The organism is Streptomyces sp. NPDC029296 (genome assembly GCF_055569255.1).
In genome coordinates, this window is sequence record NZ_JBVHXT010000017.1 from 65,198 (window position 1) to 80,853 (window position 15,656).

A 15,656-nucleotide genomic window follows, 5' to 3' on the forward strand; every position below is an offset into this window, starting at 1 on the left:
TCCCTCCGCCCTCCATCCTGCGCGCCCGCTCGGCTCCGCGCCCGCGCGGTGCTACGCGGTCGGCCGCACCAGTACGCTCGGCTTGTCCGCCGCGGCCGCCGTGGAGGTGCGGAGCATCAGGTACGTGCACACCGCCACCGCGGCCGTGCCCACGGCCCCCACGTACAGCGCCGCGTGCAGACCGTCGAGGAACGCGGCGTGGAACCAGCGGCGCACCTCGCCGGCGCCGGGGCCCGCCAGCGCCGCCGCCGGCCCGCGGGCCAGGGCGCGGTCGGCCAGAGCCTCCGCCTGGTCCGCCGGCAGGACGGTCTCCGCCCGGCGCAGGAACGAGTCGCTCATCCGGGAGTTGAGCACGGCCCCGAGCGCCGCCACACCGGTCACACCGCCGAGTTCGCGCAAGGTCTCGGCGATCGCCGTGGCCATGCCGGCCCTGGGCCCGCGCACCCGCTCCACGACGAGGACGTTGACGGGGACGAAGGTCAGGCCCACACACACCCCGATGACCGGCAGGACCCAGCAGTACTCGGCGTAGCGCGCGTGGTCCCCGTACAGGGCGAGCCCCGCGAGGGCGACCGGGCACAGCGTGACCCCGGCCAGCAGCGGCCGGAAGGCACCCCAGCGCGCGGACATCCGGCCCGCCAGGGGCCCCGTGACCACGATGAACGCGGACGCCAGCAGGAAGACGAGGCCGGCGCCGGCCGGCGACCAGCCGAGGACGTACTGCAGGTACAGCGACAGGAAGAAGATCGCACCGAACAGGGCCAGGCTCGTCGAGAAACCGGCCAGCGCGGCCACCGCGCAGGGCCGGTCGCGGAAGAAGGACAGATCGAGCATCGGCTCGGCGGCCCGCGTCTCCACGGCCATCAGGGCGGGCAGCGCGAGCCCGGCCGCGGTGAACCCGGCCAGCACGGCGGGGTCGGTCCAGCCCTCGGAGGGGCCCTGGATGAGCGCGAAGATCAGCCCGCCGACACCGGTGACCGCCAGCGCCTGTCCGGGCAGGTCCCAGGAACGGCCGCGGCATGCGGGCGCGTACGGCAGGAAGAGCGCACCGAACACCAGCAGGCCCACGCCGATCGGCACGTTGATGAACAGGACGCTGTGCCAGCCGAACCGCTCCACGAGCGGACCGCCGATCACCGGCCCGAGGGCGAGGCCCAGCCCGGACGCGGCGCCGCGCAGCCCCAGCGCCCTGGCCCGGGTGGCGTCCTCGGGGAAGACCTGCCGCAGCAGGGCCGCGCTGGACGGCAGCAGGGCCGCGCCTCCCGTGCCCTGGACGACCCGGCCGGCCACCAGCATCTCCCAGCTGTCCGCCGTCGCCCCGAGGGCCGATCCGAGGATGAACGCGGCCAGTCCCGCGAGGAACAGGCGGCGCCGCCCCAGCCGTTCGCCGACGATGCTGCCCGGCAGCAGTAAGGCCGCCAGGACCAGCGTGTACGAGGCCACGACCCACTCCAGGCCGCCGACCCCCACCATCAGGTCCCTGCCGATGTCCGGCAGTGCGTTGTTCATCGCGAGGTTGTCGAGCATGACCATGAAGACGGTCACGGACTCGACGACGAGCACGGCCCCGGGCCGGCAGCGCCGGGGTCCGGGCGGAGAGGGGGCGGCGGGCGCGGGCGGGCCGGTACGCGGCAGTGACATGACGTCGTCCAGACGGGCGGAGGGACGGGGGGTCGGGGGAGCCGATGCGGGCCGGCGGACCCGGATCAGCGGATGCGCCCGGCGCCGGGCGGCGGTACCCACGCGGGCGAGGTGCGGCACGTCGCCCGGCAAGGCCGGGGAAACGCCTTGCCGGGATCGTCGAAACGGAGTCGGTCGAGCGCGTGGCCCGGGATGTCCCGGGCCTTGACGACGAGTTCCGGATATCGCCCGGGCAATTCCGCGCCCGTACCGGGGCGGTGGGCTCCTCGCCCGGGGAAAAGAACTGCGGTCACCTGGCAAAAGGTACGCCTTGCAGGCCGGAACGCGGGCTCACGGCTGGGAAGATCACTGACAGAGGTGAGGTACGTATGCCTTGCGGATTGTCGTAGGAACTGTCTCCCCGGCCGATGGCGGCCGGGTTCCGGTTTCCTTTTCGAGCTCTCCGGACCGGCGGAAGAGGTGACCGGCGATCCTTTTCGATCCGCCCCGGCCGTCGGCCGATGTGCGCGGTCCCCGGGGTTGCGGAAGCATCGGTAGGGGCGGCCCCCACCCCGCGGCCGAAGCGCGGGCCTCGCGCCGCCCCCGGTGAGCCGGTGCCTGACCCGGCCGGCACCCGGACAACCCCTTATCGTGCGTCCGTACCGGAGCACTCAGATGACCAAGCGCGACACCGGCCAGTCGTCGGCTGCCACGGGACCGCCCGCACGGCGTTCCCCGGCCCCCGGTCCTACCGCCGGCGACTGGGGACTTCTCCTCCTCCGGCTGGCCTTCGGGCTGCTCATGGCAGGCCACGGCGCCCAGAAACTGTTCGGCCTGTTCGGCGGCCCGGGGCTGACGGCCACCGGCAAGCAATTCGCCGGCCTCGGCTTTCACCCGGGGAAGCCGTACGCCCTCGTCGGCGGCCTCTCCGAGTTCCTCGGCGGCCTCGGCCTGGCCGCCGGCCTGTTCACGCCGCTCGCGGCCGGCGCGCTGGTCGGCGTCATGATCAACGCGATGGTCACCGTGACCGGTGCCCACGGCCTGTGGGACACGGACGGCGGCGTCGAGTACAACGTGGCCATCGCCGTCGTCGCCCTGACCGTGGCCGCGACCGGCCCGGGCCGCCTGGCCCTGGACCGCTTCTTCCCCTGGCGCGCAGGCGGCTGGCCCGCGGTCGGCATCGCCCTGCTGCTGGGAGGCATCGGCGCCGCGATCACCCTGATCCTGTGAGGGCTACCGGAGCCGGGGCGCGCTGATCAGAGCCGGGCGCGCACCCACCGCGGGTCGGGGTTGACGTACGCGTGGCCCGCCACCACCACGGTCGGCACGGTCTCGTCCCCGCCGTTGACCGCCCGCACCGCCGCCGCGCCGGCCGGATCGCGCCAGATGTCGACCCAGTGGAGCCGACGGGCGTCGCGGCCCAGCCGGATCCGCAGCCGCAGGCAGTACACGCAACCCGCCCGCCAGTAGACGATCGGCCGGCCGTCGGCCGCGCCGAGGTCCCGCGCCTTGGCCGCACCGGTCAAGCGCGGGAACGCCAGCGGGGAGTGCGACCACGCGAGCAGCGTGAACACCGGTGACAGCACGACGGCCGGTCCGACGGACCCGCCGGTGGCCGGGACGGCCGCGACGACCGCGCCGCAGGCCAGGAACAGGAGCGGCAGGTACCAGGCGCGCATCATGACCAGGCAGCCTACTGGTGGGGCGGGTTCGGCGGACCGGCAGGCGGGCGCTCCCGGCGCGCGGGGGCTCCCGGCCGACATCGGACCCGCCCCGACGAGTGCCCCTGCGCGCCGCCGTGAGAGGGGTCAGCCGGTGTGGTCGAGGCGGGCGGTGCGTCGTTCGTACGACTCGCGGGCCTCGATCAGTTCCTCCCAGTGCTGCGCGGCCCAGGCACAGGCGACCGCTATCGGTCCGAGCAGGCTGCGGCCCAGCGGCGTCAGGTCGTACTCCACGTGCGGGGTGCCGTTCGCGTGCGCGGTGCGCGTGACGAAGCCGTCCCGCTCCAGCGAACGCAAGGACCGGGTGAGGACCTTGGGGGTGACCCGCCGGAGCGGCACGCGCAACTCCGAGAAGCGGCGCGGCCCGTGTTCGAGGCAGCGGATGACGAGCCCGGCCCACTTGTCACCGAACCGGATCGGACTGAGCGACGACGGGCACAGCTCGTCGAACATGTCGGCGGGTAACGGTTCCCTCATGGTGCCACGATAGCCGGTATCCCCTTGGTAACCACGGCCGTTGTTAGCGTCGGCGCACCGGCCGGGCGCACGGGCCCGGCCCTGGTGAGAGGCGGTTCCTCATGGACATCGTGGTCTTCGGCGCGGGTGGCAGGGCCGGTCGGCAGGCTGTCGCGGAGGCGCGTCGGCGCGGCCACCGGGTCACCGCCGTGGTGCGCGACCCCGCGCGCCACGGCGGCCTCGGCGACGCGCGGCTGGTGGCGGGCGACGTCACGGACGCGGCCGACGTCGCGCGGGCGGCGGCCGGGCACGATGCCGCCGTCAGCGCCGCCGTGGACCTGTCCGCGCCCCCGCACGACTTCTTCACCGGCTCCGCCCGCGCCCTGGCCGCCGGTCTGACCCGGGCGGGGGTGCGCCGGCTGGTCGTGGTCGGCATCGCCTCCGTCCTGCCCGGGGCGACCGGCGTCCCGTTGATGGACGAGCCCGGCTTTCCGGGCGAGTACCGTCCGTTCAGCCTCGGCCACGCGGCGGGCCTCGACACGCTGCGGACCTGCGACCTGGACTGGGCCTACGTGGCGCCCGCGGGCGACTTCGACCACGACGGCACGCGCACCGGCCGGTACCGGCTCGCCGACCACGGCGACCCGGCGAGCCGGATCGGTTACGCGGACTTCGCGCTCGCCCTGCTCGACGAGATCGAGGCCCCCCGCCACCACCGGGCGACGGCCGGCGTCCGCCGCTTCGAGGAGACCGCAGGCCGGCCCGGCGCGGGCCGCTGATGGTCCCGGCGACACGCTCCTCGTGCGTCGGCGTCCCGCCGGCCGGCCGAAGGGCGAAGCCAGTCGTCGCCGGCGCCGTCGTGGCCCGCGGGGTTGACCTCAAGCCGAGTTGAGGTCGCAGGGTGGGCCGTATGAACATCGATACTGCGGACGCGGAGGCCGTCGTACAGGTGGTGGCCGGCGTCGAGCGTGCCCAACGTGCCAAGGACGTCGAGGGTTTCCTCGCGCTGTTCCATCCGGAGGCCTTCTGGACGACCGCCCACGGCGAGGTCCTCCTCGGCCTCGACGCCATCGCCCGGTTCACCCGCGCCGAGCTGCCCCGTGCCGGCTGGGACGGCGAGGTCACCTACGAGGTGGTCCACACCCGGTTCCTGCGCCCCGACGTGGCGGCTGTCAAGGTACGCCAGGTCTACCACTCGGCAGCCGACGGCGACTCGGAGGGCACCCCGCTGTACGTCATGACCAAGCAGAACGACGGGAGATGGCTGCTGCACGCGTGCCGGAACACCGGGGTGCGGGGCTGAGGGGGAGGGCCGGAAAGAGGAGATGAGCGGCGGAGCCCCCCTTTGCTATCGTGCGCCGATGTCAACGATCAGGCAGTTCCAGGTCACCTTCGACTGCGCGGAACCGGAGCGCGTCGCTCGTTTCTGGTGCGAGGTGTTGGGGTATGTCGTATCGGCCCCGAAGGGGTTCGCCAGCTGGGAGGAGTACGACCGCTCGCGGCCGCCCGAGGATCAGGGTTCCTGGTGGGCGTGCACCGATCCCTCGGGTGTGGGCCCGCGACTGTTCTTCCAGCGTGTACCCGAGGAGAAGGTCGTCAAGAATCGGGTGCATCTTTGCGTGCGCGTCGGCACCGGTCTCGTGGGTGAAGAGCGTCTGGCCGCGCTCGAGGCCGAGTGCGCGCGGCTGGTCCCGCTCGGCGCGGTACGCGTGCGACTCCTGTACGACGGCAATGACTCGTGCATCGTGATGCAGGACATCGAGGGCAACGAGTTCTGCCTCGACTGAGCGTCCCGGCCGCGTGCGCGGGCCCTGCCGGCGGAAGGATCCCGGCGCGCGGGATCCTTCCGCGGCCCGCTCACCCGGCCTCCGTGCGCTGCCGGACGTCCTCGGCGGCGAGCGGCGCCGGGGTGGTGTTCCGGCGCGGCGGGACCAGGGCGGCGCAGATGGCCACCGCGCCGATCGCGCACACGGCGGCCGTGCCGCATCCGTTCCCGTACTGCGGTCGCACGGCCTGGGGTACTGCCAGGACATCACTACCGCCATCGTCGAGACGCTGGCCGGCCGCACCGGCGCCGCCGCGGACGCCTTGCGCCTCCGCCTCACCGTGGAGATCTTCGTCGCCGCCTGGCACACGGTGTGCCTGGACTGGACGGCGCAGGGCGGCCGGGGAGGCCGCGACGGCCTGACGCGCCTGGTCGCGCGGACCTTCGCCCTGATCCCCGACGCCCTCACCTGCACCGCCTAGGCCCCGCCCCCTCGCCGTCTCCCGGCGCGGAGGGGACGGAGCCGGGCTCCCGGGCCCCGGAAGCCGAACGCGCCGGCGGCGGTCGGCCGGGGCCGTCGTCAGGAGTGGTCGTCCACGAACGAGTGGTAGTGCGTGTACCGCTTGGTGCCGGTGTCACCCGCCGCGGCGGCGTCGGCCCATTCCGTGACGACGACGGCGCGCTCGCCGTCGGGCGTCACGTGGAAGTGCGCCGCGAGCAGGCCGGGTGCCGGCGCGACCGCGCTCTCCGCGTCGGCGGCCGGCATCGTGCGGACGGCGAACAGGCCGGCCGGCCGTTCCGCGTCGTGGACGACACTGCGGACGAGGCGTGTCCGGGTCAGTCCGGGGCGCTCGATGCCGGGCACGCGTGTGTCGACGCGGCCGACGAGTCCGGCACGCTGGGCGCGGGCCCAGGCGAGGTGATCCTCGTCACCGGTCCACTGTGCGTAGAAGAAGAGGCCGGTGCCGTCCAGGGACAGGAAGACGTGCTGCGCGAGGCGCCCGGGAGGCGTCGGCGCCGTCGCCCACTGCTCGCGCACGGCGTCGACGGCCGCACGCGACCGTTCGGCGGTGCCGGTGAGCCACTCGCTCATCAACGTCGTTCCGGCGGAAGGGTGATGCAGATCCATGAGGCGTGTCATGGGACGCGACTCTGGTACCTCAAGCACCCTTGAGGTCAAGGTCCGTCCTCTGCCGTCGCCGGCGGCTCGGGCGCGCCGGCGGCCCCGCCCCTCCCCCCGGCGGGGGGCGCCGCGCGGGGCGGCAGAATACCGTCGGGGCCGCGTGAGTGACCGGGTTCCGTATTGCCCGCGAGGGCGATCTTCGTACTGCCTGTAAGAGGCAAACCCGTGCCGCACCACTCGGCTAGCATGATCGAACTCATGACGAGCGCACCCATCGCCCGTCATACACCGGAAAACCGCACTGTCCGGCGCGAAGAGTCACCTAATTAGACAACGACTAACAAATCGGCCAAACAATTGATACCTATACCAACAAGGGTGCTTACCCGAATAAAGGACGGAACCGGGGACGCGGCGGGCCGTCGGTCACGGGCGATCCTCTGGACCGCGGCGGCTGTGGCGACCCTCGGTTTCATGATCGTACTGGAGATCACCGCACGTCACTACGGTCTGCGGGGACCGCTCACCACCGAGGCCCGAGAGCTGGTGCTCCCGCCCAAATCAGGGTTCCTGCTGTACGCCAGCATGGGCCTGATGATGGTGGTGCTCACCTGGCGGCAGCGGCTCGTCGCCTTCGGCACCGCGCTCGGCATCGATGTCGTGTTCCTGCTGGTGCGGTGGGTGTTCGATCTCAGGATGACCGGGGGCCACCCCTTCGGCAACGGCGCGCTGTGGGTGCTCCTGGGCTGCGCGGTGTTCGCCGTCGTCCGCCGCAGCGGGCAGGAGCGCGCCCTTCTGCTGAAGGGTGTCGGTCTGGGCCTGCTGCTCATGGCCGGCCGCAAGACCGGTGACACCTGGCTGGTCATCACGTCGAAGGCGCACCCGATGGTGCTCGACCAGTACGTGGCGACCGCCGACCACGCGCTGGGCAATCCGTCGTGGCTGGTGGGCCGGCTGGTGAACGCCAGCGGCCCGGTCGGCACGCACCTGCTCGACTACGTCTACGCGCAGCTCGCGGTGGCCGCCGTCGTCGTCGCGCTGTACCAGCTGCGCAACGTGGCCGCCGAGCGCCGCTTCCCACGCCATCACCTGGTGCGTACCTTCCTGGTGATCGGCCTCCTCGGACCGGGCATCTACATGATCTTCCCGGTGGTCGGGCCGATCTTCGCCTACGGCCCGGGCGCCTCCGGCACCGGCGGCCTGGAATGGGCGGCGGCCAACTTGTGGCCGCACACGCCGACGCCGGTCACCACACCGCACCCGATGCTGTACGACGGGATCACCCCCCGCAACTGCATGCCCAGCCTGCACACGGCCTGGGCCACCGCCATTTTCATCCACTCCCGCAAGGGCCCGCGGGCTCTGCGGTACGGGGGCACGTTCTGGCTGATCGCGACGCTCGCCGCGACCCTGGGATTCGGTTACCACTACGGCGCCGACATCGTGGCCGGCGTGGTGTTCACGCTCACGATCGAGGCCGCGCTGCGCTCCCTGGCGCGGGGCTGGGACCGGTCCGGGACCCAGCTGGTCGCCTACGGCACGGCGGTTTTCGTGGCGCTCCTGCTGGCGTACCGCTATCTGCCCATGGACATGGCGAGACTGCCGTGGCTGTTCGGGCCGCTCGTCGTTCTGGCGATGCTCTCGGTGATCTACGGCTACCTGCGGACCACCACCCGGTGGGAACCGAAGATCGCGGCGGCGCCCCGACCGGAGCCGCAGCCCGAACCGGTGTGAGCCACGGCATCCGCCACCCTGACCCGGGGCCGGCATCGGTCCCACGGTCACGGCGACCGCCGCCGGCCGGGCCACCGACCCGGGCGGCGGCCGCCGCCGGCGCACGCTCCTCGAGTGCCGCGCGCCCCGCTCGCGCCGGCCGTCCCGCCCCCGTCGACGAGCGGCCCGGGCCCGCCGGAGACCGGCGGCAGCGGCCCGGGCGAACTGGTCGATCCGCGTCCCCTCGGCGGAACCCGCGCGATACGGCACTTCGACCCGGACACCCCCGCCAGGGCGCTCCGGCCTCAGATCCCCAGGTGGGCGAGCACCGTACGCACGGCGCGGGTCACCGCCTCGCGGGCCTCGTCCGTCGGGTCGTGCAGCTCGAATCCGTGGGCGCCGTGCGGCACGTCGACGATCCCGACCGGGGCCTTGGTCTCCTCCGCCGTGTCCAGGAAACGCGCGACCGTGGCGGCGATCTGCGGGATCTCCAGGCCCGCCCGGGTGAGCAGGAGCGGGGGCAGCCGCCGTCCGTCGGCCGGGAGCGCCTCGACGGGGCGGAAGCGGGGGGAGACGGCGTCCCAGCCGGGCAGCGGGGCCAGGACGGGATAGGTCAGGGCCAGGCAGCACAGCCACCGAGGCGGGGCGGTGAGCCAGTCCGCGGCGAGCAGCCCGCCGCCGGAGAAGAACCACAGGGCGATCCGCTCCGGATCCACGCGTGGGTCCGCCCGCAGCAGTGCGACGGCCTCGGTCACGTCGTCCGCGGCCCGCGCGTAGTCGGCGAGGCCGTGCAGGCGGTGCTCCACGACGGCGCCCACCGCGCCCAGGCTCGCCGCGAGACGGGCGTAGCCGAGGTAGACCGGCCAGTCGCGCGGCGTCGGCTCGACATCGGGTGCCAGGGGCCCGCCGTGCACGAACAGCACCGCCGGCCGGGGCCCGTCCGCGTCCCCCGCTTCCGGCAGGTGCAGGTCCACGCGGCCGGTCCGGACCCGCGGCCGCTCCGGGACGTCCAGGAGGAACGGGCGCAGGAAGGAGGGCTCGCCCTCGGGCACGGTCAGCCGGTGGCCCTCGCCGGCGGCGGCGCTCCGCAGCACCTCGGCCAGCTCGTCCGGACAGGACAGCATCGGCCAGTGCCCGGTGGCCAGCTCGAAGAAGCCCACCCGCGGATCGGCCAGCTTGCGCAGGTGCGGCGGCCCGACGCGCACCAGCGCCTGGATTCCCTCGATGGTCACCCCTCCGGCCGTGCACAGGACGGCGCTGACCGGCACGTCGGCCGCCGCGCCGGTCAGCCGCAGCGGCTGGGTGAGCGTGCGCGGCGGCTGGGCGACGGCCAGCCCGCTCAGGAACTCCAACTGGTCCGCGTCAAGCCCCTCGGTGCTGCCCCAGCGATGCCAGCCGGCCGGCCCGGGCGGCGGCACCGGTCGCGGGTCGTCACCGTCCTCCAGGAGCCGGCGCACCGCCGGATCCGGGACGAGGGCCAGCGCCGGGTCACCGGGCCGCGGCAGACCGGCGTCCAGGTGGACGACGCGGGCGACCCGGTCCGGGCGCCGGTCGGCCGCGCCCAGCACCGGGTGGATGGCGTAGTCGTGCCCGACCAGCACCACCCGCGGCACGTCGAGGGAGTCGATCAGCCGGACCACGTCCTCGATGTGGGTCTCCAGGTCCGCCCCGGGCCGCGTACCGAGGTCCACCGGGTACGCCCCGGCGCCCGTCCGCCGCAGCCGGCCGGCCACCGCACTCCAGATCCGCCCGTCGGTGAACGGGCCGGAGACCAGGACAAACGCAGACATCAGCGCCTCCAGACAGTAGGTGAGTCCCGGGTAACGTAGGAACTCCCCCTGAGGGAGGTTCAACTGGTGTCAACGGACGGCACACTGAGCATCGGCGAGCTGGCCGCGCGGGCACGCACCACGGTCAAGACCATCCGCTTCTATTCCGACCAGGGCCTGCTCCCCGAGGCGGCCCGCAGCGGCGGCGGCCACCGGCGCTACGGACCGGACGCCCTCGCCCGGCTGCGCACGATCCGGTCGCTGCGCACCCTCGACGTGCCCGTCCCCGAGATCAGACGCGCCCTGGGCTCCGGCGCCGGCCTGGAAGGCGTCGTGGCACGCCGGCTGGACGACATCGGCGGCCAACTGGCCGCCCTGCGCTGGCGGGAGGCCGCGCTGCGGGCGCTCCAGGAGAGCGAGCCGGAACAGTTGGCGGAGCGCCTGGAGCTGATCGGGTCGGTCGGTGTCCCGCCCGACACCTCCGCCATCGCCCACTACTGGCGCCGACTGCTGCCCGCCCGCCTCTCCGCCCGGCTCCGGGCCGCGATCACCGAGGCGGCCGTACCCCAGCCGCCCGCGGACCCCACCACGGACCAGGTCCTCGCCTTCGCCCGCGTGCACGCGCTGGCCACGGCCGCCACCGACCACTGCCTCGCCTCCCACCGGCCCCTCACCGAGGCACACCCGGACCTGCTCTACGACGGCCTGCACGAGGCCCACCGACTGGTGGAGGCCGCCGTACGGGCCGGCCGCGCCCCGGGCCCGGGCGAGGCCCTGGACTGCTACGCCGCCGCCCACGCGCGGGCCGCCGGCATCCGGGACGGACCCGTCTTCCGCCGCGCCCTCGCGGCCCGACTCGCCGCGGCGGACCACCCGGTGATGCACCGCTACTGGCACCTGGCGGGGAAGCTCACCCCCGGCCTCACCCTGGGCGCGGCCGACGCCTGGCTGCGCGACGCACTGGCCCGGGCCACGGCGACCGGCTGAGCCCGCCGGACGGCCGGAGTTCAGCCCCTCCACTCCCGGGCGAGCATCGCGTAGACGTACTCGCTGCCCCAGCGGTCCCCGTCGAGGTCGCTCTCGACCAGATGCGCCTCCCGGCGCATCCCGAGACGTTCGCACACCCGCGCCGACGCCGTGTTGAGGGCGTCGAGCCGGGCGTAGACCCGGTGGACACCCAGTTGCCCGAAGGCCAGCGCGATCAGCGCGGCCGCCGCCTCGGTGGCGTAACCCCGCCCGGCGTGCCGAGGGTCGAAGACCCAGCCGATCCCGGCCTGCCGGGCGTGCGCGCTCGTCAGGGTCAGGACCACCTCGCCGACGACACCGGGCTCGTCCGCCCGGCACACGGCCAGCAGCAGTGTGTCGCCGTCGGCCCGCCAGCCGGTGCCCTCCGCCCGGGCCGCGATGGACTCGGCACAGCCCTCGCGGGTGAGCGGCGGGCGGTACAGGTAGCGCGCCACCTCCGGCAGGCACTGGTACGCGTACCGGTCCTCGGCGTCGGCGGGTGTGAACAACCGCAGCACGAGCCGGTCGGTGGCGACGGGCACCGCGACGCGCCCCGCGGTGTTCTTCGAGACGGCGGTCATCGCGTTCCCCCATGTCCGGCTGCCGGGCCTGCCTGCCCGGACAGACTAGCCGGGCACCGCCGGCCGCTCCTCCGGCATTGCCCGGGGGACCGTCCCGCTCAGCCCAGGGGGACGACCACCTCGCCCGTGCCGGTCGCGCTCGCGCCGTCCGCCGCGACGCGGACGGTGAACGGGCGGTCGGTGCCGCGCGCGGTGACCCGCAGCCGGGTGCCCTCGCGGCGGACGGTGAAGGTCGCGGCGGGGGCGCCCGTCGGACCGGGCACCGTGACCTCGGCGGTGTGGTCCGGCGCGGAGGCGGGATGGACCAGCAGGGTGGGGGAGTCCAGCCAGTCGCCGTCCGGGCGGCCGTCGTCGGCGGCCAGCGGCAGGACGGCGCCCTCGCGGACGTACAGCGGCAGGCTGTCGTAGGCGTGCCGCTCGGTGCGCCAGGCCGGGCCGGTGACCCGCTCGCCGGACAGCAGATGGGTCCAGGTGCCCTCGGGGAGGTAGACCTCGACCTCGCCGTCCTCCGTGAACACCGGGGCCACCAGCAGATCGGGACCCAGCATGTACTGGCGGTCCAGCGGGCGGCACGCCGCGTCGTGCGGGAACTCCAGGACCATCGGGCGCATCATCGGCACACCGGTGCGGTGGGCCTCGGCCGCCGCGCCGTAGAGGTAGGGCATGAGACGGTGCTTGAGCAGCGTGAACCGCCGGGCGACCGTCACCGCCTCCTCGCCGAAGTGCCACGGCACCCGGTAGGACGTGGAGCCGTGCAGCCGGCTGTGCGAGGAGAGCAGGCCGAAGGCCAGCCAGCGCTTGAACACCGCCGGATCGGGGGTGCCCTCGAAGCCGCCGATGTCGTGGCTCCAGAACCCGAAGCCGCTCAGCGACAGGGACAGGCCGCCGCGCAGGGACTCCGCCATCGCCTCGAAGGACGCCCAGCAGTCGCCGCCCCAGTGCACCGGGTACTGCTGGCCGCCCGCGGTCGCCGAGCGGGCGAAGAGGACGGCCTCGCCCTCGCCCCGCTCCTTCAGCAGGAGGTCGAAGACGGTCCGGTTGTACAGGTGGGTGTAGTAGTTGTGCATGCGCTCCGGATCGGAGCCGTCGTGCCAGACGACATCGGTGGGAACGCGCTCGCCGAAGTCGGTCTTGAAGCAGTCCACGCCCTGGTCGAGCAGCGTCTTGAGCTTCGCCTGGAACCAGGCGCGGGCGCCCGGGCTGGTGAAGTCGACCAGCCCCATGCCGGCCTGCCACAGGTCCCACTGCCAGACGTCGCCGTCCGGGCGGCGCACGAGATGGCCGAGGGCCGCCGCCTCCTCGAACAGCGGGGACTTCTGCGCGATGTACGGGTTGATCCACGCGCAGATCCGCAGGCCCTTCTCCTTCAGCCGGGCCAGCATGCCCTCCGGGTCGGGGAAGACCGCCGGGTCCCACTCGAAGTCGCACCACTGGTACTCGCGCATCCAGAAGCAGTCGAAGTGGAAGACCGACAGCGGGATGCCGCGCTCGGCCATGCCGTCCACGAAGGACATCACCGTCGCCTCGTCGTAGTCGGTGGTGAACGACGTGGACAGCCACAGACCGAAGGACCAGGCGGGCGGCAGCGCGGGGCGGCCGGTCAGCGCGGTGTAGCGGGCGAGCACCTCCTTCGGGGTGGGACCGGCGATCACGTAGTACTCGATGCTCTGGTCCTCGACGCTGAACTGCACCTGCCCGACGGACTCCGAGCCGACCTCGAAGGAGACCTTGCCGGGGTGGTTGACGAACACGCCGTAGCCGCGCGAGGAGAGGTAGAACGGGATGTTCTTGTAGGCCTGTTCGCTGCTGGTGCCGCCGTCGGCCTGCCAGATGTCCACCACCTGGCCGTTCTTCACGAACGGGGTGAAGCGCTCGCCGAGGCCGTAGACCTGCTCGCCCACGCCGAGCGCGAGCTGGGCGAGGACGTGGTGGGCGCCGTCGTCGGTGGTGGCGAAGGCGGTGCCCTTGGCACCGGCCCGGGTCAGCTCCCGGCCGTCCGCGCCGGTGAACGCCAGCGCCCACGGGGCCGCCTCGTCCAGGCGCAGCGTCAGCGGTCCGCTGGCCAGCTCCGTGACCGTGCCGTCGCGGCGCACCACGCCCGCGCCGTCCGGCTCCTCGCGGAGGGCGAAGTCCGGTCCGGGCCGGAGCCCGCCGGCGTGGTGGGTGACCCGGACACCGATGACGCCCTCGGCGGGGGAGAAGCAGTCGACCGTGAGCAGCGGCGCGTTGAGCGTGTCCCCTCTCCGCGCCACGTTCTTCACGGCCGCATACGCGGTGAAGCGCTTCGATGACAGGCGTACGTCACGTGTCTGAGTGGCGTACGCGATCTGCACGCCGTCGCGGACGCGCCAGAAGCCGTTGGTGAACTTCATGTTCTTCCTCGGGGGAGCTGGAGTGATTCGAGTAGGGCGCGAAGGCGCCGCCCGGCGGTTCGATCGTACACAGAACACCTCGCCGCCCGGCAGGTGCGCGCATCGGTAAATCCCTTCTGAACAGCGGTGTTAGCGGATTTCTCGACAGGTCTCGCCGGGGTGCGCGCCGAACGGACACGTGCTCGGGTCTGGCGCGACGGCCCGCGCATGGCGTATTAGTCATCACCATAAACAAAGGCGTCCGGCATCGCTGCCGGACGGTACGACAGCAAGGGCCGCCCTATGTCGAAGCGCTTCAATAAACGCCCTCGCGAGGCCGTGATACCCCTCGCAGTGGTCTGCGCCCTGGTCGCCGGGGCGGCACTGACCGGCTGCGGCCGGCAGCGCGACGGCTCCGTCTACACCGTGCTGAACTCCTCGACCGACGAGACGTACCACCGCTGGGACGCGGAGGCGATGGCCCGCTGCGGCAAGCGGCTCGGCGTCACCGTCGAGCAGCAGAGCGTCCCGGCGGCCCAGGTGATGACGAAGGCGCTGCGCATGGCGTCCTCGAAGTCGCTGCCCGACATCGTGCAGTTCGACGCCTCGGAGATGCCTGTGTTCGCCGAGGCCGGCGGGCTGACCGACCTCAGGACGCTCGGACTGGACACCGGCGGCGTCCCGCGCGGGATCGTCAACTTCGGCTCGTACAAGGGGACGTACTACGGCGCCGCCCGGTCGGTGAACACCCTCGCGCTGTTCTACAACAAGGACCTCCTCGCCCAGGCGGGCCTGAAGGTGCCCACCACCTGGGCGGAACTGCGCGAGAGCGCGCGGAAGCTCACCCGGGGCAAACGGTACGGCGTCGCGCTCAGTGCGGGCGGTGCCGAGGACGGCGTCTTCCAGTTCACGCCGTTCATGTGGTCCAACGGCGGCGACGAGACGCGGCTCGACGGGCCGAGGGTGGTCGAGGCGCTGGACTACTGGAAGAGCCTGCTGAACGACGGCTCGCTGTCGAAGGCGACGGTGGGCTGGACGCAGGCCGACGTCAACGACCAGTTCATGGCGGGCAACGCGGCGATGATGATCAACGGGCCCTGGCAGGTCGAGACCCTGAACACCGAGAAGTCCCTGCACTGGGGCCTCGCGCGGATCCCCGTGCCGAGGACCGGCGCGAAGTCCGTGGCCCCGCTGGGCGGCACGGTGCTCACCGTCCCCGACACCGGCGACGAACGGCGGGAACGGATGGCGGGGAAGATCGTCGGCTGTCTGTCGGGCGAGCGCGAGCAACTGACCTACGCGCGCCACAGCTGGACGGTCCCGGCGAACGAGAGGGCCGCCGCCGTGTGGCGCCGTCAGGTGCCGGAGCTGGACGCGCTGGCCGACCAGGTGGCCGCGGCCCGCTCCCGCACGGCCCGGCTCGGCGCCGGCTGGCCGGGCGTGTCGCTCGCCCTGCAGAGCGCCTTCCAGGCCGCCCTGACCGGCCAGTCCAGCCGGGCCGCCCTCCAGCGCGCCCAGCAGCGGGCCACGAGCGGGAACTGAGGAAGACGCA

General features: G+C 73.4%; 16 protein-coding genes. 8 read left to right on the plus strand and 8 right to left on the minus strand.

What is annotated here, in order from left to right; translation table 11 throughout:
• Nucleotides 1-51: 51 nt before the first annotated feature.
• Nucleotides 52-1,641 (minus strand): MFS transporter, encoded by a 1,590-nt coding sequence (locus tag ACZ4W9_RS16975; protein WP_467936335.1) that lies wholly within the window; start codon nucleotides 1,639-1,641, stop codon nucleotides 52-54.
• A 654-nt stretch (nucleotides 1,642-2,295) separates the two neighbouring features.
• Between ACZ4W9_RS16975 and ACZ4W9_RS16980 the strand changes: the two genes are divergently transcribed.
• Nucleotides 2,296-2,850: a DoxX family protein gene (locus ACZ4W9_RS16980; protein ID WP_467936337.1), complete on the plus strand. Its 555-nt coding sequence runs from the start codon at nucleotides 2,296-2,298 to the stop codon at nucleotides 2,848-2,850.
• A 26-nt stretch (nucleotides 2,851-2,876) separates the two neighbouring features.
• Here ACZ4W9_RS16980 and ACZ4W9_RS16985 read toward each other — a convergent pair whose 3' ends face one another.
• Entirely contained in the window at nucleotides 2,877-3,302 is a 426-nt protein-coding gene (locus tag ACZ4W9_RS16985) for a glutaredoxin domain-containing protein (protein WP_467936339.1), read from the minus strand.
• A gap of 126 nt (nucleotides 3,303-3,428) precedes the next feature.
• Nucleotides 3,429-3,818 (minus strand): winged helix-turn-helix transcriptional regulator, encoded by a 390-nt coding sequence (locus ACZ4W9_RS16990; protein ID WP_467936341.1) that lies wholly within the window; start codon nucleotides 3,816-3,818, stop codon nucleotides 3,429-3,431.
• 101 nt (nucleotides 3,819-3,919) lie between these two features.
• On the opposite strand from ACZ4W9_RS16990, the gene ACZ4W9_RS16995 reads away from it, so the two are divergent.
• The 3 genes from ACZ4W9_RS16995 to ACZ4W9_RS17005 all read left to right on the plus strand — a co-directional run bounded on the left by ACZ4W9_RS16995 (nucleotide 3,920) and on the right by ACZ4W9_RS17005 (nucleotide 5,584).
• On the plus strand, nucleotides 3,920-4,576 hold the full coding sequence (locus ACZ4W9_RS16995; RefSeq protein WP_467936343.1) for an NAD(P)-dependent oxidoreductase: 657 nt from the start codon (nucleotides 3,920-3,922) through the stop codon (nucleotides 4,574-4,576).
• 131 nt (nucleotides 4,577-4,707) lie between these two features.
• Entirely contained in the window at nucleotides 4,708-5,100 is a 393-nt protein-coding gene (locus tag ACZ4W9_RS17000) for an SgcJ/EcaC family oxidoreductase (RefSeq protein WP_467936345.1), read from the plus strand.
• 58 nt (nucleotides 5,101-5,158) lie between these two features.
• On the plus strand, nucleotides 5,159-5,584 hold the full coding sequence (locus ACZ4W9_RS17005) for a VOC family protein (protein WP_318199673.1): 426 nt from the start codon (nucleotides 5,159-5,161) through the stop codon (nucleotides 5,582-5,584).
• A gap of 70 nt (nucleotides 5,585-5,654) precedes the next feature.
• Here ACZ4W9_RS17005 and ACZ4W9_RS17010 read toward each other — a convergent pair whose 3' ends face one another.
• A complete protein-coding gene (locus ACZ4W9_RS17010) occupies nucleotides 5,655-5,807 on the minus strand; it encodes a hypothetical protein (RefSeq protein WP_467936523.1) in 153 nt (50 codons plus the stop codon).
• A gap of 33 nt (nucleotides 5,808-5,840) precedes the next feature.
• On the opposite strand from ACZ4W9_RS17010, the gene ACZ4W9_RS17015 reads away from it, so the two are divergent.
• Nucleotides 5,841-6,044 (plus strand): hypothetical protein, encoded by a 204-nt coding sequence (locus tag ACZ4W9_RS17015; protein WP_467936511.1) that lies wholly within the window; start codon nucleotides 5,841-5,843, stop codon nucleotides 6,042-6,044.
• 98 nt (nucleotides 6,045-6,142) lie between these two features.
• Here the strand turns inward: ACZ4W9_RS17015 and ACZ4W9_RS17020 are convergent, their stop codons facing one another.
• A complete protein-coding gene (locus tag ACZ4W9_RS17020) occupies nucleotides 6,143-6,655 on the minus strand; it encodes a hypothetical protein (RefSeq protein WP_467936347.1) in 513 nt (170 codons plus the stop codon).
• A 387-nt stretch (nucleotides 6,656-7,042) separates the two neighbouring features.
• On the opposite strand from ACZ4W9_RS17020, the gene ACZ4W9_RS17025 reads away from it, so the two are divergent.
• Nucleotides 7,043-8,419, plus strand: coding sequence for a phosphatase PAP2 family protein (locus ACZ4W9_RS17025; RefSeq protein ID WP_467936349.1), 1,377 nt, complete (start codon nucleotides 7,043-7,045; stop codon nucleotides 8,417-8,419).
• A gap of 284 nt (nucleotides 8,420-8,703) precedes the next feature.
• Here ACZ4W9_RS17025 and ACZ4W9_RS17030 read toward each other — a convergent pair whose 3' ends face one another.
• Nucleotides 8,704-10,188 (minus strand): alpha/beta hydrolase, encoded by a 1,485-nt coding sequence (locus ACZ4W9_RS17030; RefSeq protein WP_467936351.1) that lies wholly within the window; start codon nucleotides 10,186-10,188, stop codon nucleotides 8,704-8,706.
• Between the two features lie 66 nt (nucleotides 10,189-10,254).
• Between ACZ4W9_RS17030 and ACZ4W9_RS17035 the strand changes: the two genes are divergently transcribed.
• Entirely contained in the window at nucleotides 10,255-11,154 is a 900-nt protein-coding gene (locus tag ACZ4W9_RS17035; protein WP_467936353.1) for a helix-turn-helix domain-containing protein, read from the plus strand.
• Between the two features lie 20 nt (nucleotides 11,155-11,174).
• Here the strand turns inward: ACZ4W9_RS17035 and ACZ4W9_RS17040 are convergent, their stop codons facing one another.
• Both ACZ4W9_RS17040 and yicI read right to left on the minus strand, forming a co-directional pair.
• A complete protein-coding gene (locus ACZ4W9_RS17040) occupies nucleotides 11,175-11,753 on the minus strand; it encodes a GNAT family N-acetyltransferase (protein ID WP_467936355.1) in 579 nt (192 codons plus the stop codon).
• Between the two features lie 98 nt (nucleotides 11,754-11,851).
• Nucleotides 11,852-14,125, minus strand: a complete 2,274-nt coding sequence (yicI, locus tag ACZ4W9_RS17045; RefSeq protein WP_467936357.1) for an alpha-xylosidase — start codon at nucleotides 14,123-14,125, stop codon at nucleotides 11,852-11,854.
• A 282-nt stretch (nucleotides 14,126-14,407) separates the two neighbouring features.
• Here yicI and ACZ4W9_RS17050 point away from each other — a divergent pair, with 282 nt between their 5' ends.
• Nucleotides 14,408-15,646, plus strand: a complete 1,239-nt coding sequence (locus tag ACZ4W9_RS17050; protein ID WP_467936358.1) for an ABC transporter substrate-binding protein — start codon at nucleotides 14,408-14,410, stop codon at nucleotides 15,644-15,646.
• Nucleotides 15,647-15,656: the final 10 nt, after the last annotated feature.